At 60.5% G+C, this 23,431-nt stretch carries 24 protein-coding genes; 12 read left to right on the top strand and 12 right to left on the bottom strand.

The genetic code is table 11. From position 1 onward, the window contains the following. Positions 1-18: 18 nt before the first annotated feature. The 6 genes from NCR40_RS22405 to NCR40_RS22380 all read right to left on the bottom strand — a co-directional run bounded on the left by NCR40_RS22405 (position 19) and on the right by NCR40_RS22380 (position 6,694). Positions 19-846, bottom strand: coding sequence for an ABC transporter permease (locus NCR40_RS22405; protein WP_244830195.1), 828 nt, complete (start codon positions 844-846; stop codon positions 19-21). Positions 847-865: 19 nt separating this feature from the next. Then, positions 866-2,119 carry an ABC transporter permease gene (locus NCR40_RS22400; protein ID WP_250510682.1) on the bottom strand — a complete coding sequence of 418 codons (1,254 nt, stop codon included), beginning with the start codon at positions 2,117-2,119 and terminating at the stop codon, positions 866-868. Positions 2,120-2,196: 77 nt separating this feature from the next. Beyond that, on the bottom strand, positions 2,197-3,243 hold the full coding sequence (locus NCR40_RS22395; RefSeq protein WP_244830197.1) for an ABC transporter substrate-binding protein: 1,047 nt from the start codon (positions 3,241-3,243) through the stop codon (positions 2,197-2,199). A gap of 1 nt (position 3,244) precedes the next feature. After that, entirely contained in the window at positions 3,245-4,426 is a 1,182-nt protein-coding gene (locus NCR40_RS22390) for an ABC transporter ATP-binding protein (protein ID WP_250494087.1), read from the bottom strand. Between the two features lie 26 nt (positions 4,427-4,452). Then, complete coding sequence (locus tag NCR40_RS22385) at positions 4,453-5,601, bottom strand: SRPBCC family protein (protein WP_250510681.1); 1,149 nt, start codon at positions 5,599-5,601, stop codon at positions 4,453-4,455. A gap of 166 nt (positions 5,602-5,767) precedes the next feature. Then, positions 5,768-6,694 (bottom strand): LysR family transcriptional regulator, encoded by a 927-nt coding sequence (locus tag NCR40_RS22380; protein WP_250468380.1) that lies wholly within the window; start codon positions 6,692-6,694, stop codon positions 5,768-5,770. Between the two features lie 234 nt (positions 6,695-6,928). On the opposite strand from NCR40_RS22380, the gene NCR40_RS22375 reads away from it, so the two are divergent. The 5 genes from NCR40_RS22375 to NCR40_RS22355 all read left to right on the top strand — a co-directional run bounded on the left by NCR40_RS22375 (position 6,929) and on the right by NCR40_RS22355 (position 12,143). Then, positions 6,929-8,260, top strand: a complete 1,332-nt coding sequence (locus NCR40_RS22375) for a flavin-containing monooxygenase (RefSeq protein WP_250494083.1) — start codon at positions 6,929-6,931, stop codon at positions 8,258-8,260. Positions 8,261-8,317: 57 nt separating this feature from the next. Then, positions 8,318-8,749: a RidA family protein gene (locus NCR40_RS22370; protein ID WP_244830202.1), complete on the top strand. Its 432-nt coding sequence runs from the start codon at positions 8,318-8,320 to the stop codon at positions 8,747-8,749. Positions 8,750-8,764: 15 nt separating this feature from the next. Next, complete coding sequence (locus tag NCR40_RS22365; protein ID WP_250510680.1) at positions 8,765-9,442, top strand: DUF1028 domain-containing protein; 678 nt, start codon at positions 8,765-8,767, stop codon at positions 9,440-9,442. Beyond that, positions 9,435-10,598, top strand: coding sequence for an acetylornithine deacetylase (gene argE, locus NCR40_RS22360; RefSeq protein WP_250510679.1), 1,164 nt, complete (start codon positions 9,435-9,437; stop codon positions 10,596-10,598). Before NCR40_RS22365 ends, argE begins: the two co-directional genes overlap by 8 nt. Positions 10,599-10,706: 108 nt before the next feature. Further along, positions 10,707-12,143 (top strand): purine-cytosine permease family protein, encoded by a 1,437-nt coding sequence (locus tag NCR40_RS22355; protein ID WP_250510678.1) that lies wholly within the window; start codon positions 10,707-10,709, stop codon positions 12,141-12,143. A gap of 56 nt (positions 12,144-12,199) precedes the next feature. On the opposite strand, the gene hpxZ is transcribed toward NCR40_RS22355, so the two are convergent. Genes hpxZ through NCR40_RS22330 form a run of 5 tightly spaced genes read right to left on the bottom strand, consistent with a single transcriptional unit; the run spans position 12,200 to position 16,154 of the window. Then, entirely contained in the window at positions 12,200-12,577 is a 378-nt protein-coding gene (gene hpxZ / locus NCR40_RS22350; protein WP_250510677.1) for an oxalurate catabolism protein HpxZ, read from the bottom strand. Next, positions 12,574-13,977: an AtzE family amidohydrolase gene (locus tag NCR40_RS22345; RefSeq protein ID WP_250510676.1), complete on the bottom strand. Its 1,404-nt coding sequence runs from the start codon at positions 13,975-13,977 to the stop codon at positions 12,574-12,576. The genes hpxZ and NCR40_RS22345 overlap by 4 nt, the downstream gene beginning before the upstream one ends. Then, complete coding sequence (locus tag NCR40_RS22340) at positions 13,974-14,171, bottom strand: AtzG-like protein (RefSeq protein WP_250494077.1); 198 nt, start codon at positions 14,169-14,171, stop codon at positions 13,974-13,976. The genes NCR40_RS22345 and NCR40_RS22340 overlap by 4 nt, the downstream gene beginning before the upstream one ends. A gap of 49 nt (positions 14,172-14,220) precedes the next feature. Next, entirely contained in the window at positions 14,221-15,354 is a 1,134-nt protein-coding gene (locus NCR40_RS22335; RefSeq protein WP_250510675.1) for an amidase, read from the bottom strand. Then, positions 15,351-16,154 (bottom strand): cysteine hydrolase family protein, encoded by an 804-nt coding sequence (locus NCR40_RS22330; protein ID WP_250510674.1) that lies wholly within the window; start codon positions 16,152-16,154, stop codon positions 15,351-15,353. Before NCR40_RS22330 ends, NCR40_RS22335 begins: the two co-directional genes overlap by 4 nt. A gap of 176 nt (positions 16,155-16,330) precedes the next feature. Here NCR40_RS22330 and NCR40_RS22325 point away from each other — a divergent pair, with 176 nt between their 5' ends. The 6 genes from NCR40_RS22325 (at position 16,331) to NCR40_RS22300 (ending at position 22,119) form a co-directional block, all read left to right on the top strand. Further along, the gene (locus tag NCR40_RS22325) at positions 16,331-17,338 is read left to right on the top strand and encodes a BMP family protein (protein WP_404989399.1); all 1,008 of its coding nucleotides are present in this window, start codon (positions 16,331-16,333) and stop codon (positions 17,336-17,338) included. Then, positions 17,335-18,906 carry an ABC transporter ATP-binding protein gene (locus NCR40_RS22320; RefSeq protein ID WP_250510673.1) on the top strand — a complete coding sequence of 524 codons (1,572 nt, stop codon included), beginning with the start codon at positions 17,335-17,337 and terminating at the stop codon, positions 18,904-18,906. The genes NCR40_RS22325 and NCR40_RS22320 overlap by 4 nt, the downstream gene beginning before the upstream one ends. Further along, positions 18,903-20,009, top strand: coding sequence for an ABC transporter permease (locus NCR40_RS22315; RefSeq protein WP_502801015.1), 1,107 nt, complete (start codon positions 18,903-18,905; stop codon positions 20,007-20,009). Before NCR40_RS22320 ends, NCR40_RS22315 begins: the two co-directional genes overlap by 4 nt. Further along, positions 20,006-20,923: an ABC transporter permease gene (locus tag NCR40_RS22310; RefSeq protein WP_250510672.1), complete on the top strand. Its 918-nt coding sequence runs from the start codon at positions 20,006-20,008 to the stop codon at positions 20,921-20,923. Before NCR40_RS22315 ends, NCR40_RS22310 begins: the two co-directional genes overlap by 4 nt. A 41-nt stretch (positions 20,924-20,964) precedes the next feature. After that, entirely contained in the window at positions 20,965-21,669 is a 705-nt protein-coding gene (locus NCR40_RS22305) for a TetR family transcriptional regulator (protein ID WP_250510671.1), read from the top strand. 174 nt (positions 21,670-21,843) lie between these two features. Then, a complete protein-coding gene (locus NCR40_RS22300; RefSeq protein WP_250494073.1) occupies positions 21,844-22,119 on the top strand; it encodes a YlcI/YnfO family protein in 276 nt (91 codons plus the stop codon). Between the two features lie 29 nt (positions 22,120-22,148). Here NCR40_RS22300 and NCR40_RS22295 read toward each other — a convergent pair whose 3' ends face one another. Next, positions 22,149-23,039 (bottom strand): LysR family transcriptional regulator, encoded by an 891-nt coding sequence (locus NCR40_RS22295; protein WP_244830215.1) that lies wholly within the window; start codon positions 23,037-23,039, stop codon positions 22,149-22,151. Between the two features lie 219 nt (positions 23,040-23,258). Here NCR40_RS22295 and NCR40_RS22290 point away from each other — a divergent pair. Continuing rightward, positions 23,259-23,431: succinate dehydrogenase, cytochrome b556 subunit (locus NCR40_RS22290; protein ID WP_502801018.1), on the top strand; the 173-nt coding region annotated here is incomplete at its 3' end.

Below are 23,431 nucleotides of genomic sequence, written 5' to 3'. Positions count from 1 at the left end.
CGCTTATTGTGTGTCTGATCAGCCGAGCGCCTGACTGGCCGCCGCCGCACGTCCGCGCAGCCAATTGATGCTCGCAAAAAGCAGCACGGCGAAGACGATCAGCATGGTCGCGACCGCAAGTATTGAAGGGTCGATCGAATCGCGGATGCCGCTCCACATCTGACGCGGCACGGTCTTCTGATCCGGCCCGCCGATGAATAGAATCACGATGACTTCATCGAATGAAGTGGCAAAGGCAAACACGCTGCCTGTGGCGACTGCAGGCATGATCAGCGGTAACGTCACACGCCTGAACGTGATCCATGGCGCCGCGCCAAGACCGGACGCCGCGCGCAGCAGGCTCTGATCGAACGACAGCAGCGAAGCCGTCACGGTGATGACCACGAAGGGCGTACCAAGCGCCGCATGCGCGAGCACGACGCCCGGATACGAGTTCACGAGACCGAGCGGCGCGAAGATTAGATAGAAGCCCGCAGCCACGACGACGATGGGTACGATCATCGGCGAAATGATAATGGGCATGATGAGCGAGCGCCACGGAAATTGCGCGCGGCTCAGGCCCAACGCGGCCAGCGTGCCGAGACATGTCGCGATCAACGTCGACGCCGCGCCAATCCCGATGCTGTTCAATAGCGAGCGCTGCCAGTCCGCGCTCGTCAACGCCTGCTCGTACCAGCGCATTGAAAAGCCCTGCATCGGATATGAAAAGTACGAACCCGAATTGAACGAGAGCGGAATGATCGCGAGGATGGGCGCGATCAGAAAGAACAAGACGATCGCCGTATGCACGCGCACCCAGCGATTCGCCACGCGTTCGGTCAGCACGGTATTGCGTTGATCTTGCATGTCGTCGAGTCCGTGTCGTTCAACCGAAACGCAGCCGGTCGATGCCGACTATGCGGTTGAAGAGGAAATAGAAGACCGCCGTGAAGATCACGAGGTACGCCGACAGCGCGCCCGCGAGTCCCCAGTTGAGCTGCGTGTTGGTCTGAATGGCGATGAGCTGGCTGATCATTTCATCGCCCGCGCCGCCGAGTAGCGCAGGCGTGATGTAGTAGCCGAGCGCCAGCACGAACACGAGGAAGCATCCCGCGCCCACGCCCGGCAGCGTCTGCGGCACATAGACCCGCATGAACGCAGTGAACGGATGCGCGCCCAGCGACTTCGCTGCACGCATATAAACGGGCGATACGCTTTTCATCACCGAGAAGATGGCGAGGATCATATAAGGCAGCAGCACGTGCGTCATGCCGATCAGCACGCCCGCGCGATTGAAGATGAGCGGCACGGGATGCGACGCAAGGCCCAGCCCCATGAGCAGGCTGTTGATGACGCCGCCCGGTTGCAGCAGCACATACCAGGCGGTCGTGCGCACGAGAAGCGAGGTCCAGAACGGCACGATCACAAACAGCATGAGACGGTTGCTGCTCTTAGCGGGCAGATTGGCGAGCAACCACGCAACGGGGTAACCGAGCACGAGACACATGAGCGTGACGGTTGCGCTGATAGAGATGGTACGCACGAACGCCTCGCGAAACACCGATGAATCGGCCGGCATGGACGCGATGTTGCCTTGCGGTGTCACTTGCGCATCGACGGCTGCGAGCAGATAGTCGGGCGTGGGCGATGCCGCGGCGCGTTTGAGCAAGCGCCAGATTTCCGGTGAATTCCAGCGCTCGTCGGTTTCGATGAGCGCGGGTTTCCATGCGGGTGGTGCATCGGCGGGCAGGCTGCGTGCGGTACGCATCAACAGGCTGCGAAACTCCGCTTGCGCGAAGTTCAGACGGCGCGCCACGGTGCCGAGCTGACCGCTTTGCTGGGCTTCCTTGAGGCCGGCGGCCAGCAATGCGAAGGTGCGTTCGTCGGGCAAGCCGTGGCCGTCCCACGCATCGAGCGCGCGCGTGAGGGCGGGCATGCTGTCGGGGACTTCGCGATTCTGCACGCTGCGCGCGAGCAGTAGCGCAATCGGCGCGATAAAGGTGGACAACAGAAACACGATCAGCGGCAACGCAAGCAACAGCGCTTGCAACGATGCACGGCGACGCGCCTTCTGATAAGACGCGTGGCCGTCGGCGCTTCTAGGAGAGCCCGATGGCGCGGCCTTTGCGGATACGGACATGTTGGTGGTCGCGGTCAAGTCGGGCTCTCTTCGGATCATGTTTCGCGTGAAGCGGACAGCGTCGATACCTTGCTGTCTTACTGCGTCAGCCACACCTGAAAGCGCTTGTTGATCTGATCGGCATTGTCGGCCCAGAAATTCGCGTTGATCTGCACGGCGCGCTTGAAGTTGGCAGGCGAGGTCGGCAGGTCGGCAAGACGCTGCTTGTCCACCAGTTCTATAGCGTCCTTGCGCGGCGGCGCATAAGCGATGTACTTCGTAAGATCCGCATACGCCTTCGGCTGCGATGCCGAGATGATGAACTTGGCCGCCGTGTTCGCGTTCTTCGCGCCCGTCGGAATGCCCCACCATTCGAAGTCGTACACCTGCGCGTCCCACACGGCCTTGAAGGGCTTGTTGTCCTTCTTCGCTGCATCGTCGATACGGCCGTTGTAGACCTGTGTCATCGCCACTGCGCCGTCGGCGAGCAATTGCGGCGCCTGCGCACCCGACTCCCACCACACGATGTTCTTCTTGATGGTGTCGAGTTTCTTGAATGCGCGATCCACGCCAGCTGGCGTGCCAAGCACCTTGTAGACATCCTTGGGATCGACGCCGTCGGCGATCAACGCCCATTCCATCGTCACCTTTGGCGACTTGCGCAGGCCGCGCTTGCCGGGAAACTTCTGCAAGTCGAAGAAGTCGTTGACGCTGGTCGGCGCGGTCTTCAACTTGCTCGCATCGTAGGCGTAGACGGTGGACCACACCATGCTCGCCACTGCGCAATCGAGGATGGAGCCGGGAATGAAGTCGCTCGTCTTGCCGAGCGTCTTCTTGTCGAACTTCATGAGAAGACCTTCGTCGCAAGCGGTGATCGCGTCGTTGGTTTCGAGGTCGATCAGGTCCCACGTCGTGTTCTTCGCCTGTTCCATCGCGGAGAGCTTGGCCAAGCCGCCATCATACGATTCCGTCGAGAAGCCGACGCCCGTGGCTTGCGTAAAGGGCTCGAAATAAGCCTTCTTCGCAGCGGCTTCATAAGCGCCGCCGAACGTCACGACCGAAAGTGTCTCTGCAGCCTGAACGGTGATGCTGGAAAACGCGCATAACGCGAGTGCCGCGCATTGAGTTTTGATAAAAGTGCGCATGTCAGTTGGCTCCTGCTGTAGCGGGCGTGGTGATTGAAGTTGACGACGGTGTGGAAGAAAGAGGTGTGGACACGCTTCTGGACGCGCTCATCGCAAGTATCTTGCAGTCGTCGTGGCGCCAGGCGACATCGACCGTGCTGCCATCCGCGGGCAAGGCGTGACGCTGAGTGTTCGGCAGCTTGACGACGAGGTTGTCGCGCGTGCCGAGCTTCAGGTGCACGCGATGATGATCGCCGCAATACACGAGTTCTTCGACTCGGGCGCGCACCACGTTGCTGTGTTCGTCGACATGCGAACCTTCCGCGCTCGGAATGTGGGCGCGTTCGGGGCGCAGCGCGAGCATGGCTTCGTCGCCTTCGGTGAGGCCGGGTTCGCATCGTCCACGAATGATGTTGCCGTCCGCGAGGGCCAGGGTCGCCCATTCGTCGCTCGCACTGGCCACGCGGCCAATGAGGCCGTTGTTCTCGCCCACGAAGTTCGCGACGAAAGCGTTCTGTGCGTTCTCATAGAGTTCGCCGGGCGTGGCGGCTTGCTGAATACGGCCATCGGAAAACACGGCGACGCGGTCCGACATGGTCAGCGCTTCGGCCTGATCGTGCGTGACATAGACGATGGTGAGCGACAACTCGCGATGCAGCCGCATGATCTCGTATTGCATGGTTTCGCGCAGACGCTTGTCGAGTGCGCCGAGCGGTTCGTCCATGAGCACGACGCTCGGTTCGAAGACGAGCGCGCGCGCGAGCGCCACGCGCTGTTGCTGACCACCGGAAAGCTGCGAAGGACGCCGGTTCGCGAGATGCGGCAGTTCGATCATTTCGAGCGCGCGCTTGACACGCGCCTTCTGATCGGCGCGGCTCACGTGGCGCACGGAAAGCGGGAACGCGACGTTCTCTGCAATCGTCAGATGCGGAAAGAGCGCGTAGTTCTGAAACACCATGCCGATATCGCGCAGATGCGGCGGCTTGTCGTCGAGACGTTTGCCATCGAGACGAATCTCGCCTTGCGTGGGAGATTCGAATCCCGCGAGCATCATGAGCGTGGTCGTTTTGCCTGAGCCCGATGGCCCGAGCAGCGACAGGAATTCTCCCTTGCGCACGTCGAGATTCAAGTCTTCGACGACATAATGCACGCCGTCATAAGACTTGCTCACGCCCGTGAACGAGATGAAGGAAGCGTCAGGCATCGTTCGGTCCTGTCCGTTTGCAGTGTTCAATGCGCGCCAACCTTGCTGGCGAGATAGCGCGCGAAGTCATAGTTGGGCCGTTCGAGATGGCTGAGATGGCCGGGCTTTGCAAGCGGCGCATGCACGCCACGAAAAACCGCTTCGACGCCGCGCTTGTCTTCCGCGTTGACTTCATCGAGCAAGGTCTTGAGGGAGGCCATATGCGCATTCGCTTCTGGGTCGGCGATGAACTCGGGCGCAAGACCGCCGCCGAAACGAATATGCACGCGGCCAACGCCTTGCGGTTGCAGCACGAGATACCAGAAATAGCCAGGTGTGAGCGTGACGAGATGCGTCGGATAGATCGCCAGCAGCGCCGTGGTCTTGCGCCAGTGTCCCGTAAGCCGCGCGTTGTCCGGATGCGCGTTACCAATGGGCAGAGACGCTTCCTTCGTGATCCAGTGGTAGTTGAATGCGGGAAAGCCGGGCGGGCATTCCATCTCTTCAAGACGTGAATGCGGTCCTACTGTCGCGCGATGCAGCATGGGCAGGTGATAGCTCTCCATGAAGTTTTCAGCGAGGATCTTCCAGTTGGTGTCCCACACGTGCTCTTCATAGAAAGTTTCGATGTAGTGTTCCATGCCGTAGGCATCGATGAGCCCGCTCAAATCGGCAAGCTGTTCACTGACCGGCCGCGCTTGATCGTCGAGCGTTACATAGATCCAGCCTTGCCATTCTTCACAACGCACGGCGGGCAACTTATAGCTTTCCTTGCAGAAACCTTCTTGACGGTCCATCAGGGGTGCGCCTTGCAACGCGCCATCCAGCGAGTAATTCCATGCATGATATGGACACACGATCCTGCGCACGTTGCCGCGCCCTTCGAGCAAAACCGACATGCGATGCAGGCAGACGTTGGACATCGCCTTGAGTTGCATCTGCTCATCGCGCAACACCACGATAGGCTGTGCGCCAATGCGCGCCGTCAGGTAGTCGCCCGGCATCTTCAAGGCGCTTGCGCGGCCAACGCATTGCCATTCGTGTTCGAAGATGTCGCGCTCTTCGAGCGACAAGAAATCGGCGGAGGTGTAGACGCCAGGCGGCATGGCATGCGCGTCGTTGAACGATCGTTCGCAACCGGCGCGCAACTCATCGACGAGTGCCGTGATCGGGATCGTTCTTGCCTGGCTGGTCATGAAAGACTCCTTGAATCTATTTCCTTATAAGCGCGCCAGCGTAGAGTCGGCAAGGCGTTGCGCTCGCATGGCAACAAATTTATCAAGCCAAATTACCAGCCAAAATATTGTTTTCGGATACAAAGCAGAGCTTTTGCCTATGTAGCGTTCCTGGCTTTGGCGTTTCTTAGGCGTCTAGATGCAGCCGCCGGATATAGTTCTCACAAAACGAGGCGAAGCGTTGCACCACTTGGCGCGGCTTCATGGTGCGCGATTGCGCAATGCCTAGCGTCGTTGCGTTGACGTTGTCCTTGAAGCGCTTAATCACGAAGTCTTCACCATCTACGGTGCGATTCGATTTGAGCGGAAAATTGAGGATGCTATAGCCTAAGCCGTTAGCCACCATGCCGCGCACGACTTCAGGCTGCGACGACCGAAATGCGGGAACCGGCCGGTTGCCGACGGCATCGAAAAGGGCCGCGAAATACTCTCGGCTATGCGGTAAATCCAGCATCACGTAAGGCTCCGCTTCGAGATCCGCTAATGAGACCTTGCGCGCGCGGGCTAGCCGGTGCGTCTTCGGCAAGATGACATAAGGCGGCAGAGAAAGCAGTGGCGTAAATGCGATGTCCTCGGTCAAATCCAGGCTATAGGTCAGCGCAATATCGAGCGAGCCGTCGTGCAAGCCTCTTAGCAGGCCATCCTGATGCGCCTCGACGGTCCTAAAGGAAATCCCTGCATGCTCGCCGGTAAAGCGGCTTATGAGCCCCGGCATGAGCGGCGGCGCAAGTGAAACGAGGCAGCCGAGTGCGATCGAGCCCGTCATGCCGCCATCCATTTCCTTAGCGGCCATTTGCAATTCTTCGGCTATTTTTAGCAGGTTGCGCGCTTGCCCCAAAAGGTCTCGGCCTGCTTGCGTAAGCGACAATCCCGCCGCGTGATGCCGTATGAAAAGCTGCACGCCAAAGGATATTTCGAGGTCCGCGAGCGCGGTGGAGATCGACGGCTGCGAAATGTGCAGGCGCCGTGCGGCGGCTGTAAAAGACAGCACTTCCGCCGTTACGACGAAGTAGCGCAATTGCCGAAGCGAGTAGCGCAAAGGGTGGTTTTCCATCGGAAACGCTCCGCCTCTAAACGGTTGACCGGCCGAATTGTGGCTTCGCCAAAAAGGATTGCATAGCCAAAACCGATGCTAAGCATTTTTTAAATATATTTTTAGAATTCTGCGCTCAAGCGTAAATTTGGGCTTCATTGGCAGAACGCCAGCCACGCACGACTGCACGTATTTCAAGGACGCTGACTTCGCCGGACACTTCCGCGAAGTAAAGCCATATCGAAGGACATAGCCATGACAGTGGAAATAACCTCAATCGACACGCTCGTCGTTGGCGCCGGTCAGGCCGGCGTGGCGATGAGCGAGCATCTGAGCAAGCTCGGCGTGCCGCACCTCGTTCTTGAACGCGACCGCATTGCGGAACGCTGGCGCACGGGACGTTGGGACTCGCTCGTGGCGAACGGTCCGGCGTGGCACGATCGTTTCCCCAATCTCGAGTTCGATGAAGTCGATCCCGATGGCTTTGCCAATAAAGATCAGGTCGCCGATTACTTCGTCACCTACGCCGAAAAGTTCGATGCACCCATTCGCACGGGCGTCGAAGTCAAGAAGGTGGTTCGCAATGTCGGGCGGCAAGGCTTCACCGTCGAAACATCGGAAGGCGTGATCGAAGCGAGCCGTGTAGTCGTCGCTACTGGTCCGTTCCAGAAGCCGGTCATCCCGGCTATCGCCCCGAAGGACGAACGTCTTACGCAGCTTCATTCGGCTGATTATCGGAATCCTGAGCAATTGCCGGAAGGCGCGGTGCTCGTGGTCGGCGCGGGATCGTCAGGCGTGCAGATTGCGGATGAACTAATGCGCGCCGGTAGGAAGGTGTATTTGTCGGTCGGCCCGCATGACCGTCCGCCGCGCGCGTATCGTGGCCGTGATTTTTGCTGGTGGCTGGGCGTGCTCGGCGAGTGGGATGCGGAAGTCATGCGGCCGGGCAAGGAGCACGTCACGATTGCAGTGAGTGGCGCGCGCGGTGGACAAACAGTCGATTTCCGCCGTCTCGCGCATCAGGGCATGAACCTCGTCGGTCTCACGAAGTCATTCGAGAATGGCATTGCAACGTTTCAGCCAGACCTCACGACCAACATCAACAACGGCGACGACAACTACTTGTCTTTGCTGAGCGCCGCAGACGCGTATGTGGCGCGCAATGGTATCGATCTGCCGGACGAGCCCGAGGCACGCATCATTCCGTCCGATCCGGAATGCATGAAGCAACCTGTTCTCGAACTGAACCTTGCCGATGCTGGCGTGAGTTCGATCATCTGGGCAACCGGCTACGCCGTCGACTTCAGCTGGCTCGATGTCAACGCCTTCGACGATAAAGGCAAGCCCAAGCATCAGCGCGGCGTTTCCAAGGAGCCCGGCGTTTATTTCCTTGGCTTGCCCTGGCTTTCGCGGCGCGGCTCCGCTTTCATCTGGGGCGTCTGGCACGATGCAAAACATATTGCCGATCATATCGTCACGCAGCGCAAGTATCTCGCGTATCACGATGCGTCGCGCCGTCATGCCGGCCAAGCCGCGACATTCAGCGATCCGCGCGTGCACAAGGTCAGCGAGATGGGCGTGAACTGACGATCGCCCAAGACGCCGCATTCACTATTCAATCATTCTCAGCTTCGAGGTGCATCGATGAGCCAACCTACGCATACGCGTATCCGCATGTTCAACACGAAGGATACGTACCCGAACCAGACGCTCGATAACGATCTTTGCCAGGCCGTGCGCGCCGGCAACACGGTCTATGTGCGTGGTCAGGTGGGAACGGATTTCGAAGGCAATCTGGTGGGTCTCGGCGATGCACGCGCGCAAGCCGAGCAGGCGATGAAGAATCTCAAGCAGTTGCTCGAAGAGGCGGGCAGCGACATGAGCCATATCGTCAAGACGACCACGTATCTGATCGATCCGCGTTATCGCGAGCCGGTGTACCAGGAAGTCGGCAAGTGGCTCAAGGGCGTGTTTCCCATTTCGACGGGGCTGGTGGTGAGCGCGTTGGGACAGCCGGAATGGCTGATGGAAATCGATGTGATCGCGGTCATTCCTGAAGGTTGGAAGCCCGCCTAAGTCGAGGAGCCTTGCATGACATTCTCCGTGATCGGACGTTGCCAGGAAACCGGCCAGCTTGGCATTGCAATCAGTTCGTCGAGTATCGCCGTGGGCGCGCGATGTCCGTGGGCACGCGGCGGCGTGGGCGCGGTGGCCACGCAGAACGTGACTTTGCCCGCACTTGGGCCGCAGATCCTCGACCTCATCGACACTGCGCAACTCGATCCTCAGGCGGCGCTCGACCGTGCGCTCGATGCGAACGCGTACAGCGAATATCGGCAAGTAACGGTCATCGACGCTCATGGCCGCACCGCGCTTTTTAGCGGCAAGGAAGCGCTTGGCCTGCATCACGCGGTGGCTGGAGATCAATGCGTCGCCGCAGGCAACATGCTTGCGAGCCTCGGCGTGATCGAAGCCATGATTCCCGCGTTCGAAAACACAAAAGGCATGCTGGCGGATCGTTTGCTCGCTGCGATGCAGGCGGCGATGACCGCAGGCGGCGAAGCCGGGCCGGTGCATTCCGCAGCGCTCAAGATCGTGAGCGATCTGAGTTGGCCTATCGTCGATCTGCGCGTCGATTGGGCCGACGCCGACCCCATCGGCCAGCTCGATGGTCTGTGGCAGGCTTATCGGCCGCAAATGCAGGACTACGTGACCCGTGCGCTGAACCCGACAGCGGCGCCTAGCTATGGAGTGCCGGGCAATGAGTGAGATGTCGAGCCGCGACGTGCTCGAACGGCTGATCGGCTTTGCAACCGTCAGCCGCGATTCGAACCTGAAACTCATCGAGTTCGTTCGCGACACCCTTGCGAATCTCGGCGTCGAGAGCGAACTGTTTTATAACGCCGAGCGGACGAAGGCGAATCTGTTTGCGACGATCGGTCCGCGTGACAGGGGCGGCATCGTGCTATCCGGTCATACCGATGTCGTGCCCGTCGATGGCCAAGCCTGGACGCTCGATCCCTTTCGGCTTACCGAGAAGGAAGGGCGCTTATATGGCCGCGGCACGGCGGATATGAAGGGGTTTATCGCCTCGGTGCTGGCGTCGGTGCCTACGTTTCTTGAGAAATCGCTATTCATGCCCGTACACCTTGCCTTCTCTTACGACGAGGAAGTCGGTTGCCTTGGGGTGCGGCCCATGTTGGAGCAACTGGCAAGGCGCCCACAGAAGCCCGTTTTGTGCCTGATCGGAGAGCCTACCGAACTGAAGCCCGTGCTCGGTCATAAAGGCAAGCTCGCCATGCGCTGCCAGGTGAAGGGCGCGGCTTGTCACTCGGCTTACGCGCCCTACGGCGTGAACGCCATAGCGTATGCAGCACGTCTTATCGGCAAGCTGGATGATATTGGCGAGCACCTGGCACGGCCCGAGCACCATGACGCACTCTTCGATCCACCCTTTTCGACCGTGCAAGCAGGCGTCATCAAAGGTGGGCGTGCGCTCAATATCGTGCCGGCGGAATGCGAATTCGATTTTGAAGTGCGTGCGCTTCCCGGCTTCGACGCGCATGAGGTGGCGGATGAATTGCAAAGCTTTGCCGAAGCCGAATTACTTCCGAAGATGCGCGCGGTGAAAGCGGACACGGACATTCGCTTCGAATCCTTGAGCGCCTATCCGGGCTTGGCCACACCGCCAGATAGCGAAGCAGCGCGCTTGCTGACGCTTCTTAGTGGCTCGAACGAGTTCGGCACGGTGGCGTTCGGCACCGAAGGCGGACTCTTCAATCAAGCGGGCATCCCAACCGTGGTGTGCGGACCGGGAAGCATGGATCAAGGGCACAAGCCCGACGAGTTCGTGAGCGTCGAGCAACTCGACGCCTGCGACGCCATGCTCGCGCGTCTTGCGGATTATCTAGCAACCGCTTCCTGACACGCGCCATGGCGCGTTCAAGAGCCCCGAGACTTTCGACGGGCTCCGCGGTGCGCATGGTCTTTCGAAACGACTCGCGCATGCGCCAAATCAATAAAGGAGACGACTTTGAATACGTCGGATAGCAACACGTCCTCGTTCATCGAGAAGCATACGATCGGCTATGTGCCGACGGAGGATCGGCATGGCAAGGTGCGCGATCTATTCACGCTCTGGTTCGGCGGAAACATTGCGCCATTGCCTATCGTGACGGGCGCGCTTGGCGTGCAGATATTCCATTTGAACTTGCTGTGGGGAATCGTCGCGATCATCGTCGGTCAGGCAGTGGGCGGCGTGTTGATGGCGCTGCATTCGGCGCAAGGGCCACAGATGGGTATCCCGCAGATGATCCAGAGCCGCGCGCAGTTCGGATCATGGGGTGCCTTGCTCGTCACGGTGATTGCGGGCGTGATGTACGTGGGCTTCTTTGCATCGAATATCGTGCTCGCAGGCAAGTCGTTGCATGGCATCGAAACGTCGATATCGGTGCCGGTCGGGATCGTCGTCGGTGCGGTGGGCTCGGGGTTGATCGGGATCATCGGCTATCGATTCATTCATATACTCAACCGAATCGGTACGTGGGTGCTGGGCATCGGTATCTTCGTAGGCTTTGCGTACATCTTCACGCATATCGCGACGGCCGACTTCTTCACGCGCGGCGGCTTCAATTTCGCAGGCTGGCTGGCCACCGTTTCCTTGTCCGCGCTATGGCAGATTGCGTTTGCACCTTATGTTTCCGACTACTCGCGCTATTTGCCGAGCAATGTGCGTGTAGCGTCGACGTTTTGGGCGACGTATCTGGGCTGCACCATTGGCTCCTCGCTTGCGTTTGCCTTCGGTGCGGTCGCCGCGCTTGCCGTCGCGCCCGGCGCCGATACCATGGACGCCGTCAAGACTGCGACCGGCCCCCTCGGCTTGCCCATGCTCGTCTTGTTTCTGCTTAGCGTGATCAGTCATAACGCGCTCAATCTGTATGGCGCGGTGCTCGCCACGATTACTTCGTTGCAGACGTTTGCTTATCGCTGGATTCCCACGGCCGAAGCGCGCGCCGTGCTTTCAGTCGCGATTCTGCTTGCCTGCTGCTATGGAGCGATTGGCGCATCGACCAACTTCGTGGGAAATCTCGTCGATCTGGTGCTTGCCTTGCTCGTGGTGCTCGTGCCCTGGACCGCGATCAACCTGATCGACTTCTATATCATCCATAAAGGGAAGTACGATATTCAATCGATCTTCGAAGCCGATGGCGGCATTTATGGGCGCTTCAATCCGCAGGCTTTGATCGCTTATGCAATCGGCATCATCGTGCAGATTCCGTTCATGAATACGCCGATGTACGCCGGTCCCGTGCCGAAGTATCTCGATGGCGCGGATCTGTCGTGGGTCATTGGCCTGCTGCTGACTTCGCCGCTTTATTACTGGCTGGCTTCGCGGGATTCGGGCTATCGGCGCAGACAAGAGGGCGCGTTGACGATGCGGCAAGCGCGCACGGGTCCCGGGTACGAGTGATGATGCCTGGCGGCGCGGCGATCCGTCTGCATGAGGATCGCCGCTCGCGGTCGCGTTTAGGTCATCCAGCTGACATGCGCGCTGACGACCTTCCATCCATCCTCTAAGCGTATCCACGTCTGACTTTGTCGGCCTATACGCGCGTCGCCTTCCCTCCGGAATTCGATATTTGCAACGGCCATCGACTCTCCATAGGTCGTCACCATTCGTGCCGTCACCTCGCGCGCTAAACCTGTCCCGGACCGTGCCGCACGAAACTCGCGTATGGCGTCGTAGCCGTAGAGATTTTCCGTCGCCCCATAGCGCACCGTTAGCGACGAATCAAAAAACAGGTCATCCAGCATCGCGACGTCATTGCTAGTCAGGGCACGTTCATACGCGTCGAACACCGCATTCACTTCCTCAAGAACATCCGGTCGATTGATCTCGTTCACGCTGTCTCCTCGGCAAAACGCGGTGTCGCACAACCCGCTACGCCAGCTTGCTCCAGACGCCGGGCGGCTTCGAATGCCAGGTCTTCGCGCCACGGCGCGGCAATCAACTGAACTCCCATCGGCAAGCCGGCTTCCGTTCGCATAGGCGCGGTCACAACGGGCAACCCAAGGCACGAGATGGGTTGCGTCAACATGCCGAGGCTGGCTCGCACTGCCATTCGCGCACCGCGGACCTCCATGAACTCGTCGCCGATGCGCGGCGCCACGACTGGCGTCGCTGGCGCGATCAAGACGTCGTAGCGCTCGAAGAGTTCCAGCACGCGTCGCCGCAACGAAGCGCGGACGCGTTGCGCCTGAATGATCCATGCGGCAGGCAGCAACGCACCCGCGATCAAGCGGTCGCGCGACAAAGGCTCACGCTCGTCGTAGTGCGCGCGAAGGTCCTTCATATGCAATTGGCCGCCCTCGGCAGCGGTGATGAGAAACGCTGCACCACGCGCCGCATCGGCATCCGGATACTCGACGGTATCCGTCGCATCGAGCGCGGCTGACGCAGTGAGCGATGCGTTGCGTGCATCGTCGTTTGCGTAGTCGTCGAAATAGCCCGTCAGACGTGCAACGCGCAAGGTTCCGCTCATCGCACGCGCGGGCTCGAATTCACGCTGCGCGCAAGCCATATCGAGTGGATCGGCAAACTGTAGCGCGTCATAGACAGCGCCGAGGTCTTCGACACTGCGCGCGAATGCGCCCATATGATCCAGACTCGCGACGAACGGATACGTTCCGCGCCGCGACAAGCGTCCATAGGTCGGCTTCACGCCGAACACGCCGCACAGCGAGGCAGGCACGCGCACTGACCCATTCGTATCGCTTCCGAGAGTGAGCGGCACGAAGCCCGCCGCGACCGCCGCGGCGCTGCCGCCTGACGATCCACCCGCCGAGCGTGTCAGGTCGTGCGGATTGCGGCACGGTCCCGCGTGACTGTTCTCGGTGGTGAAGCCGTAGGCGAACTCATCCATGTTGAGCGCGCCGACCATGATTGCGCCATGATCGGTGAGTCGTGTAACGAGCGTTGCATCCGCAGCGGCGGGCGCGGCATTGGCGAGCACGCGCGATCCCGCGATCGTCGTGACGCCCGCGATGTCGAACAGGTTCTTCGCCGCAAAGGGAACGCCTGCGAGCGGTGGCAAAGCAGCGCCGCTCGCGCGCCGTGCATCGAGGGCAGTGGCTTCATCGAGTGCGCGTTCGCGCGTGATCGTGGTGAAGGCGTTGATCTGCGCGTTAAACGTGTCGATGCGAGCGAGCGTTGTTTCGATCAATTCGCGCGCACTGAATGCACCTTCGGCATAGGCACGTGCAATGGCAACTGCGCCAGCAGGGAATGCGTCGTTGATGGTCATGGGCGATACACCGGCGCAGGTTCATCCTGGGCATCGACGGGATAGGCGAGTACCGGTGCCGCGAGTTGCGCGATGCGCGCGAATTGCGTCTTGACACGCGCGGCGGTGTCATCCGTTAGATGAGGGAAGTGCAGCCGAAGTGCGGCGTCGGCATAAGCGTCGAGCGTTCCATCGATTTCCGGTGGCTTGTTCATGGTCTCGTTCGATGTTGAAAGCGATGATGAGTAGACAAGGTCGTCTACCTCATTCGATTTTGGAAAACAGACTTCGCGCCCGCGCAATCAAGGCACGGCCGCTGTTACGCGGACCGATCAAGGACAACGCGAGCGGGCCGGTCGATTCGTTCGCAATGGGTATGGTCACTTGCGGCAGTCCGGCAAATGCCGCGATGGCGTTGAAGGTCAAGGCATCGCGATAGAACGCGCCGATACGCTCCGACGTTTCATTCTGGCGCAAAAGCGAGACGGGCGTAGTTGGCAGCACGATCAAGGCATCGGCGACGATATGCGCAATACGTGCCGCATATTCCTCACGTAAAGCGTGGCACCGATTCACCTCCGCGTCGTCGATCGACTTGAGCCGCGCGAAGCGTGGCGCGATGTTCGCTCCGAAGCGCGGCGTATGCGTGTCGATCCATGAACCAAGAGACGCACGTATCGCGTCGTCCTGCAACTGCTGATAGACATGCAGCCAGTCCGAGCCCTCGCCCGCGAAGAGTTCGATCTCGGCGGATGCGGGTGCAAATTCGCGCAGACGCGCGGAACCGTGCGCGTCGAATGCTTCCTTGCAGCACACGAGACGCGCGGGAGCATCGTGGGAAGCGACCTCATCGAGGAGCACGTTTGCAACGCGCGCAAGCACATCACCCGAGCGCGCGAACCATCCGACCGTGTCGAAGCATGATGCAAACGGCAGCACGCCATCGAGCGATACCGCGTCGTGCGTTGGCCGTATGCCCCAGAGTCCGCAGAACGCGGCAGGCACACGCACCGAGCCGCCGGTGTCGGTGCCGAGTGCGAAATCGACACTGCCGCTCGCAACCGCCGATGCCGATCCGCTCGACGATCCACCGGGCAATGCATGCGGCCAACGCGGATTGAGCGGTATGCCATAGTGTTCGTTTGCGCCTTCGAGGCCATAGGCGAGTTCATCGGTGATGGTCTTGCCATCCACGGATGCGCCCGCCGCTAACAGCTTCGCCACGCACGGCGCATGACATTGCGCGGCATCGTGCGTGGCAAACCAATCGGGATTGCCGCCGCCCGTCGTTACGCCCGCGATATCGATCAAATCCTTCACCGCAAAACGCAAGCCATCGAGCGCGCCGCTGCCGGTTGCGTTCACGCGAATACGCGGACCGGGAACGAAAGCGTTCATGCGGCCGCGCTGTTCAATGCGTCGGCGAATTGCAACGAATCCGCGACGAAGCCATAGCATTTCTTCACGTTCCAGATACTCGCTTCCGTGCAGAAGTCGGGCGATGAAGTCGCGCAACAATCGGTGAGCATGACGCAACCGTAGCCGAGAAAATTGGCATCGGTGAGTGTGTGCATCACGCATTGGTCCGTGTTCACGCCCGCGAAAAACACGGTACGTGTACCGAGATTACGCAAAATGCTGTCGAGCGGCGTGTCCCAGAAGCCGCTGATGCGGTACTTGTCCACGCAGATGTCTTGCGGTTCGATCTTCAGTTCATCGACCACGGCGGCTGCCCACGAATCTTTTTCAAGGACATGTGCGCCATGTTCAGGCAAGGCCTCGCCAAGCCCGATGCCCGTTCCCTTCGGCTTATACAGATGCAGTTGATTAGGCGGCATGTTGGCGAGATCGGGCCTATTGCCCCAGTTAACCCAAATCACCGGCACGCCGCTTTCTCGCGCGATCGGCAGCAGGCTTTGCAATGGCGCTATTGGTGCACGGTCCGCACCGTAATCGCCCCCGATATGGTCGACCCACCCGCCTTTGGTGCAGAAGTCGTTCTGCATGTCGATGATCACGAGCGCTGTTTTCTCGATGTCGAAGCGCACTTTCTGCGGCTTGGCATCGAGTGTCGCGAGGCGCGGAACGGGCGTTGGCACGGCCATATCGACGAGCGTTTCCGTCGCTTGCCAGCGCGTCTGCGCAAATGCGCCGAGCAAGCCAGCGCCTGCCGTGGCGGGGTTCGGGGCGTGGTCCATCGTGTTCTCCATCGGAAAAGAGTTGAGGATGTTGCCGCAGGTCGCCGATGACACCGAACGCGACTGACGCGAAGTATTCGACATTCACGCGCGGGTTGAACATGGCATTGAAGTTGCAATGTGCATTTCGCTCATGAATAACCTACTTACCGAAACTCAACGCAAAAGGAGTGCCAGTGATGTTCCGTTCGCAACAGCCTTCCATCCTGATGAAACGCGTCGTGGCCATTGCCGGCGTAGTTGCGCTCGGCGTGCCGGCGTTCTTTATCCGCCCTGCGCACGCGGCCGATGAAGCGATGCGCGTGGGCGTCCTGATCCCCGGTTCGAAATCCGACAAGGGCTGGATGGAGTCGGGGTATGAAGGCGTCGCGGCCGCGCAAAAGGAGTTCGGCCCGAAGCTGAAGACGCAGATCATCGAGAACATCAACTACGCGGACATGGAGCAGGCGCTCACGAATCTCGCGACGAAGAATCAGCTCGTGATCGGTATCGGCGGTCAGACGCAGGCTGCGGTACTCAAGGTCGCGAAGCGCTTTCCCAATGTGAAGTTCTCCATCGTCGGCGGCAACAAGGGCGAGAACATGCCGCCGAATGTCGCGGGCTATGACGTGAAGCAGGCCGAGATCGCTTATGTCGCGGGCGCGGCCGCAGCCATGCTGTCGAAGAACGGCGCGGTGAGTTATGTGGGCGGCATGGAGATCCCGTCGATCGTGAATGCGGGCAAGGAATTCGGCAACGGTGCGCGCTATATCAATCCGAAGGTTAAGTACTTCGAGGCTTATACCGGCGACTTCGACAACGTGGCGAAGGCGCGCGAAGCGACGGCAGCGGCCATCGCGCAGGGCGCGGACGTGCACTATCACATCCTGAATCTCGGCTTGCGCGGGCTCGAACAAGCGGCGAAGGAAAAAGACACGCACATCATCGGCAGCTATACGGACCGTTGCGGAAGCGATCCGCTTTACATCGCATACAGCATCACGGGCGTGGGCTATCAGGCGCAGTACGCCATCGAGCAACTGGAGAAGGGGCAATGGCAGCCGGGCTATAAAGCGTTCGGCCTTGCAATGGGGCCGAAAGCATCCGGCATGGTGATCTGCAAATCCACGCCCGCCATGGACGCCAAGATCAAGCAGATCGAAGACGATATCCAGAGCGGCAAGATCAAGGTTTCTGAAGGATGAGCACGCTGGCTTCCCCATCCGCCGATAGTTCGCCCATTCTCTCGCTGCAGGGAATCGGCAAACGCTTCGGCGCGTTCACGGCGCTCGACGACGTCTCGCTCGACCTGTTTCCCGGCGACGTGCATTGTCTGCTCGGCGAGAACGGCGCGGGCAAGTCGACGCTGTGCAATGTGATCTTCGGTGTGCATCAGCCGGACGCGGGTGCCATGCGCGTCAACGGCGCGCCGTATCGGCCGCGCAATCCGCGCGAAGCGCTCGCGAACGGTATCGCCATGGTGCATCAGCATTTCAGTCTCGTCGACGATGCCACCGTGCTCGACAACCTGTTGCTCGGTCAGGCGCGCGGCTGGCTCGACCGGCCAGCGGAAGCCACGCGCGTGCAAGACGTGTTGGCGAGCGTCGGTCTCGATCTTTCGCTCGACGCGAAGATCGCGGACTTGTCCGTCGGCGAACGGCAACGCGTCGAGATCGTCAAATGCCTGATGCGCGAGCCGAGTCTTCTGCTGCTCGATGAACCCACCGCCGTGCTCTTGCCCGCCGAGATCGATGCGTTGCTCGACACGTGCGAACGCGTGGCGAAACGCGGTTGCGCGGTAGTGCTCGTGACGCACAAGCTCAAGGAAATCGGCCGCATTGCGACACATGCGACCGTGCTGCAATCCGGACGCGTGGTCGCGCGTTCGTCGAATCCATCGAGGGATATCGACCGGCTCGTGCACGCGATGATTCATCGCGAAGACAGCGATGCCGCCGACGATCTCGCGACGCGTCTGTCACTCGTGCAAAGCGGCTCGCCGTACTCGCGACCGCTCGATGACGAAGTACTGCAACTCGACGGCCTGAGCGCTCGCGACGCGGAAGGCGTCACGCGTCTCGCGGACTGCACGCTCGTCGTGAATCGCGGCGAGATCGTCGGTATCGCGGGCGTGGAGGGCAACGGTCAAAGCGAACTCGGCGCGGTGCTCGCGGGCATGCTGAGCGCATCGTCGGGGCGCTTCTTTATCGCTGGCCGCGACATGTCCAACGCCAGCCCGCGCGAATTAACGGAAGCGGGCGTCGGTATCGTGCCGGAAGATCGTCACGCGGTAGGCTGCGTCACCGGCATGAGTCTCACCGACAACCTCTTGCTCAATCATCTCGACCGCTATACGCGCGGTGGCTTTCTGCGCCGCCGCGCCATGCGCGATGCCGCGCTCGAACTCATGCAACGTTTCGACGTGCGTGCAAGCGGCCCCGATGCGTTGTTCGGCGGACTCTCTGGCGGCAATCAGCAGAAAGCCGTTCTTGCACGCGAACTCACGCTCGACCCTTTGCTGTTCCTGCTTGCGGCGCAGCCCACGCGCGGGCTCGATGTCGGCGCGGTGGCCGCCGTCTATGCGCATATTCGCGCGGCGCGCGACCGCGGCGTGGGCGTGCTGCTCATTTCCTCCGAACTCGACGAACTGATGAGCGTCGCCGATCGCATCGTCGTGCTGTATCGCGGTCGCATCATGGGCACATGTACGCCCGATGCGAACAATCGCGGTCGTATCGGCGCATGGATGGCGGGCTCGGGAGATAACGCATGAACGTCAACATGAAGCTGCATCGGCCCTTCGCGGCAACGTCCGGCGCGCGCCATGCGCCGCAATTACGCGTTGCGTTCGTGATCGCGGCGGCCGTGCTCTTTGCGATGCTCGCGGCGCTCGGCTTGATTGCGTTGATGGGCGTATCCATTGCCGATGCGCTCGCCGCGTTCGCCGATGGCGCGTGGGGCTCGCCCTATGCAATCGGGGCCTCCGTCAATCGCAGCCTCGCGTTCGCGCTCGTCGGCACGGGCTTCGTCATCGCAAATCGCGCGAAGCTGACCAACGTGGGCGGAGAAGGGCAACTGGCGATAGGCGGCATAGTTGCCACGGCGATGAGTCTCTACGGCGGATGCGCGCACTTGCCTTTCGGCCTCGCCTTTATCGTGCCGATGCTCACGGCGGCCGCCGCAGGTGCGGTATGGGGCGGCGTTCCCGGCGTGCTGAAAGCTAAAGCCGGTACCAACGAAGTCATCAGTACGCTGCTGCTTTCGTTCATCGCCGTGTGGCTGCTTTACTGGTGCGTGCAAAGCGATGCACTGTTGCGTCAACCAATGACGAGCGGCGCGACCTTGCCTGAATCGCTGGAAATACCCGACGTAACCAAGCTGCCGGCCATCTTCATGGCAAGCGGCATGAATCTGAATATCGGCTTGCCGGTGACGCTCGTGCTGGCTGTTGCGTCGGCCGTGATGCTCGCGCGCACGCGCTTCGGCCTGTCGTTGCGCGCAGCGGGGCTCAACGCCGTTGCCGCCAAGCGCGCGGGCTTGCCGATTACGTCATCGCTCGTCGGCGCGCTTGCGATCGCAGGCGCGTTCAGCGGACTCGCCGGCGCGTTGATGCTGCAAGGCGATCAATACTCGCTGAAGGCGGGCTTCTCGTCGGGCTACGGTTTCGATGGCCTCGTCGTCGGTTTGCTCGCGCGTGGTTCGATAACCGGCGTGTTCGCGGCGGCCTTGATGTTCGGCTTATTGCGCTCGGGTGGCATCAACATGGAGATGGTCGCGCAAGTACCATCAGCGCTCGTGCTGATCGTGCAGGGCATCGTCACCATCGCTTTGGCAGGCGGCGCAATGTGGCTCGATAAAGGAGAAACTTCGCGATGAACCTCGAACTTCTCGCGGTCTTTGCCGGCGCATCCATTCGCCTGGCCGCGCCCATGTTGCTTGCTTCGACCGGCGAACTCATCAGCGAACGCGCAGGCGTGTTGAACATGAGCGTCGAAGGCATGATGCTGACGGGCGCGTTTCTCGGCGCGGTGTTTTCCTGGCTGACGGGGCATCCATCGCTCGGGCTTTTATGCGGCATGCTCGGCGTGATTCCGCTTGCCTTGCTGCAGGCGTTTCTGAGCGTGACCTTGCGCGCGAATCAGATCGTGACGGGCATCGGCATCAACATTCTCGCGCTTGGTGGCACGACGCTCGCATACCGGGCAGTTTTCGGCGAACGTTCCAGCGCGGTCATTCCCGGCCTCGCGCACTGGTCGCCGCCCGTGCTCGGCAAATTGCCGTTGATCGGCGAGCCGGTGTTCGGTCAGGTGTGGCTGCTGTATGCGGGGTTTGCAGTTTTGATCGCAACGTCGGTCATCATGCGCCGCACCGCGCTCGGCATTGCGCTGCATGCGACAGGCGTCGCGCCACGCGCCGTCGATCAATCGGGGCTGCCTGTCACGCGCATTCGTTATGGCGCGGTGCTGTACTCGGGCGTGATGTCGGCGGCAGCGGGCTGCTTCATTTCCATCGGCGACATACACACGTTCACGGAGAATATGACCAACGGTACGGGTTATCTGGCGATTGCCGCCATCATTTTCGGCAACTGGAAGATCGGCCGCACGGCGCTCGCGTGTCTCTTGTTCGGTGCCGCCACGGCCATGCAGTTTCAGCTACCGATGTTCGGCCTGCACGTGCCCACCGCGTTGCTCATCATGTTGCCGTATTTGCTTGCGTTGATCGCGGTGGCGGGGCTCATCGGCAGACAGACCGCACCGCCCGCGCTCACGCTGCCGTTCAGACGTTAAAGGCGGGTAACATCGACATGTCCTTATCAACGACACGACTCATGGCCCCGCCCAAGCTGAAAAGCGCCTCGAAAGAAGATGCCGCGCCCACACGCCGCACGCAGCTCGCGGCGAAGACGAAGGAGCGCATCTTCAGGATCGCCATTCGCGAGTTCGCGGACAAGGGCTTTTCCGGTGCGCGCGTAGAGACCATCGCGAGCCGTTCGAAGGTCAACATCCGCATGATCTATCACTACTTTGGCGGCAAGGAAGCGCTTTATGTCGAAGTCCTGGAGCATGTGCTCGCGCGCCTTCGCGAAGCCGAATTAGCTGTCACGCTCGACGCGCATACCGTCGATCCCGCCGCGGGCATTTTGCAACTTTATGACTTCACCGAAGGCCATTTCGCGGCACACCCCGAGTTGCTGTGTCTGCTTTCATGGGAGAACCTGAATCGCGCGCGCTACATGAAGCGTTCGAAGGTCATTCCCGCAATGTCGTCGCCGGTGCTCGACATGCTGCGCACGCTGATCCGTCGTGGCGAGACGGCAGGGACGTTAAGACGCGGCATCGACCCGTTGCATCTCTATGTCACGCTGGTGAGTCTCGCGTATTTTCACAAATCGAACGCGTACACGCTGTCACGCATGTTCGATACCGAGATGCTCGCCGCATCGTGGCAGTCCGCGCACAAGGATCAGGCGCATCAACTCGTGCGTGCGTTTCTCGCAAGAGAAGGTGCGATGAAGCTTGCGGTGAATGCGTGATGCGGTGAATGCGTGTAGCGGTGGATGCGTGAATAAGCGTGCGATTCAAGGCGCGCGCAGGCATGTTTGCGAAGGCCGCAACAAAGAAGCATTGCGATGCGCCGCCTCTTTGTGATAAAAGCCGAGCCACGCACGCGTCCGTTATCGACGCGGGACATGCATTGGGAGTCAAGGTTGAGAAGGTCCGCCGAAAACAAGTTGAAGGTCGTCGCGGTTCGTGTCGAGCCCGCGATCGAACAAAGATTACGCATACTGGCGGAAGCGACTGGGCGCAAGCAGTCGTTTTTTCTGCAGCAGATGATCGAAAGCGGCATCGCCGCAATGGAAGAGCGGTGGCTCTCGCCGCAAGTGCTCGAACAGGTCAGGAGCGGCGCGTTGCAGTCGTTGCAGCCATCGAGCGGTGCGACGTCGGATTTGTTCGGCGATTTGCACGACGCTCAGGCCGATTGAGCGGCTTCGCTCACGCGGAAGCGGCCACCCTAAACCTGAGCAAAACCCAGTGCCATATCGAGAAAGTTCGCGGTCTTGGCTTGCGTGGCTTCAATCCGCGATGCCAACGCAAGCCTGATCGATACGGCTTTGCCGGTCATGTCGGCATACACGACGCCTTCGACCTGTATCTGGCACACGGAAGCCGGCACGAGCGACACGCCGAACTCGGCCGCGACGAGGTTCACGACCGACGAAAGCTGCGGCGCCTGCTGGCCTGCAACGGGCTCGAAACCGGCCTCCCTGCATGCGCCGACGATCACATCGTGCAGCGTCGGACTCGCCACGCGCGGCAGCATGACGAAGGGATCTTCGGCCAGCGCTGACAATGCGATCTTCTTTTTCTTCGCCAGCCGATGCGTGACGGGCAGCACCACGCGCATGGGCTCTACCGCGATGTGGTGAAACTCGACGCCCACGGGCGACTGGCTGCCGAGCCGCACGAACGCGACATCGACGGTGCCTGCATCGAGATAAGCCAGCAATTGGGCGGTGTTGCCTTCGGCCAACGTAAGAGTAACGTTAGGAAACGCCTGCCGATACGCGCGAATCAGTTGCGACACGACCGGATTGAACGCCGCCGAACCCGTGAAACCGATGTTGAGTTGCCCCATTTCACCGCGTCCCGCGCTTTGCGCGTTTTCCACGGCAATGCGCGTGTCGTTCAGGATGCGTCTGGCATCGGCCGCAAACGCTTCTCCGGCCTCGGTTAGCACCACGCCGTGCCCCGTGCGACGGAACAGACGCACGCCGATTTCGTCTTCTAGAGCGTGAATCTGCTGACTGAGCGGCGGCTGCCCGATGCCGAGCCGCTCCGCCGCGCGCGTCACGTTTAGCTCTTCGGCCACGGCCAGAAAATAACGAATATGGCGCAATTCCATGCGATATCTGTTAAAGCTATTTCAGAAAGACGAGATAGATATTTGACAGTATAACAACGACGCGACAAAATAACGCTATCGCGCAGACCGCGCGCCTATAACTCTTCCTCCAATACACACGGCCGGTTTTCGACTGAGGCCGACGGGACGAGTCGCGCTCGACGAGCGTGCCGGCGACGTGCTGCGGTTGCTCAATCCAAAGTGAGAAGGGGTCTTCCCGTGGCTGAAGCCGTAAAAAAACCAAGGCCCGAGTTCCGGAACATCGGGCTTGGTCAACTCGCGAAGTATCGCTTGCCGCTCGCGGGGAAGGTGTCTATCCTGCATCGCATCAGCGGCTTGCTGCTTTTCGTGTCGCTGCCGTTCATTCTCTATCTGCTCGATCAGAGCCTGAC

Source organism: Caballeronia sp. GACF4, assembly GCF_023631025.1.
In the GTDB taxonomy this organism is placed as follows: Bacteria; Pseudomonadota; Gammaproteobacteria; order Burkholderiales; family Burkholderiaceae; genus Caballeronia.
The sequence above is the reverse complement of the archived record's forward strand: the minus strand, read 5'-3'. Positions and strand labels throughout refer to the sequence as shown.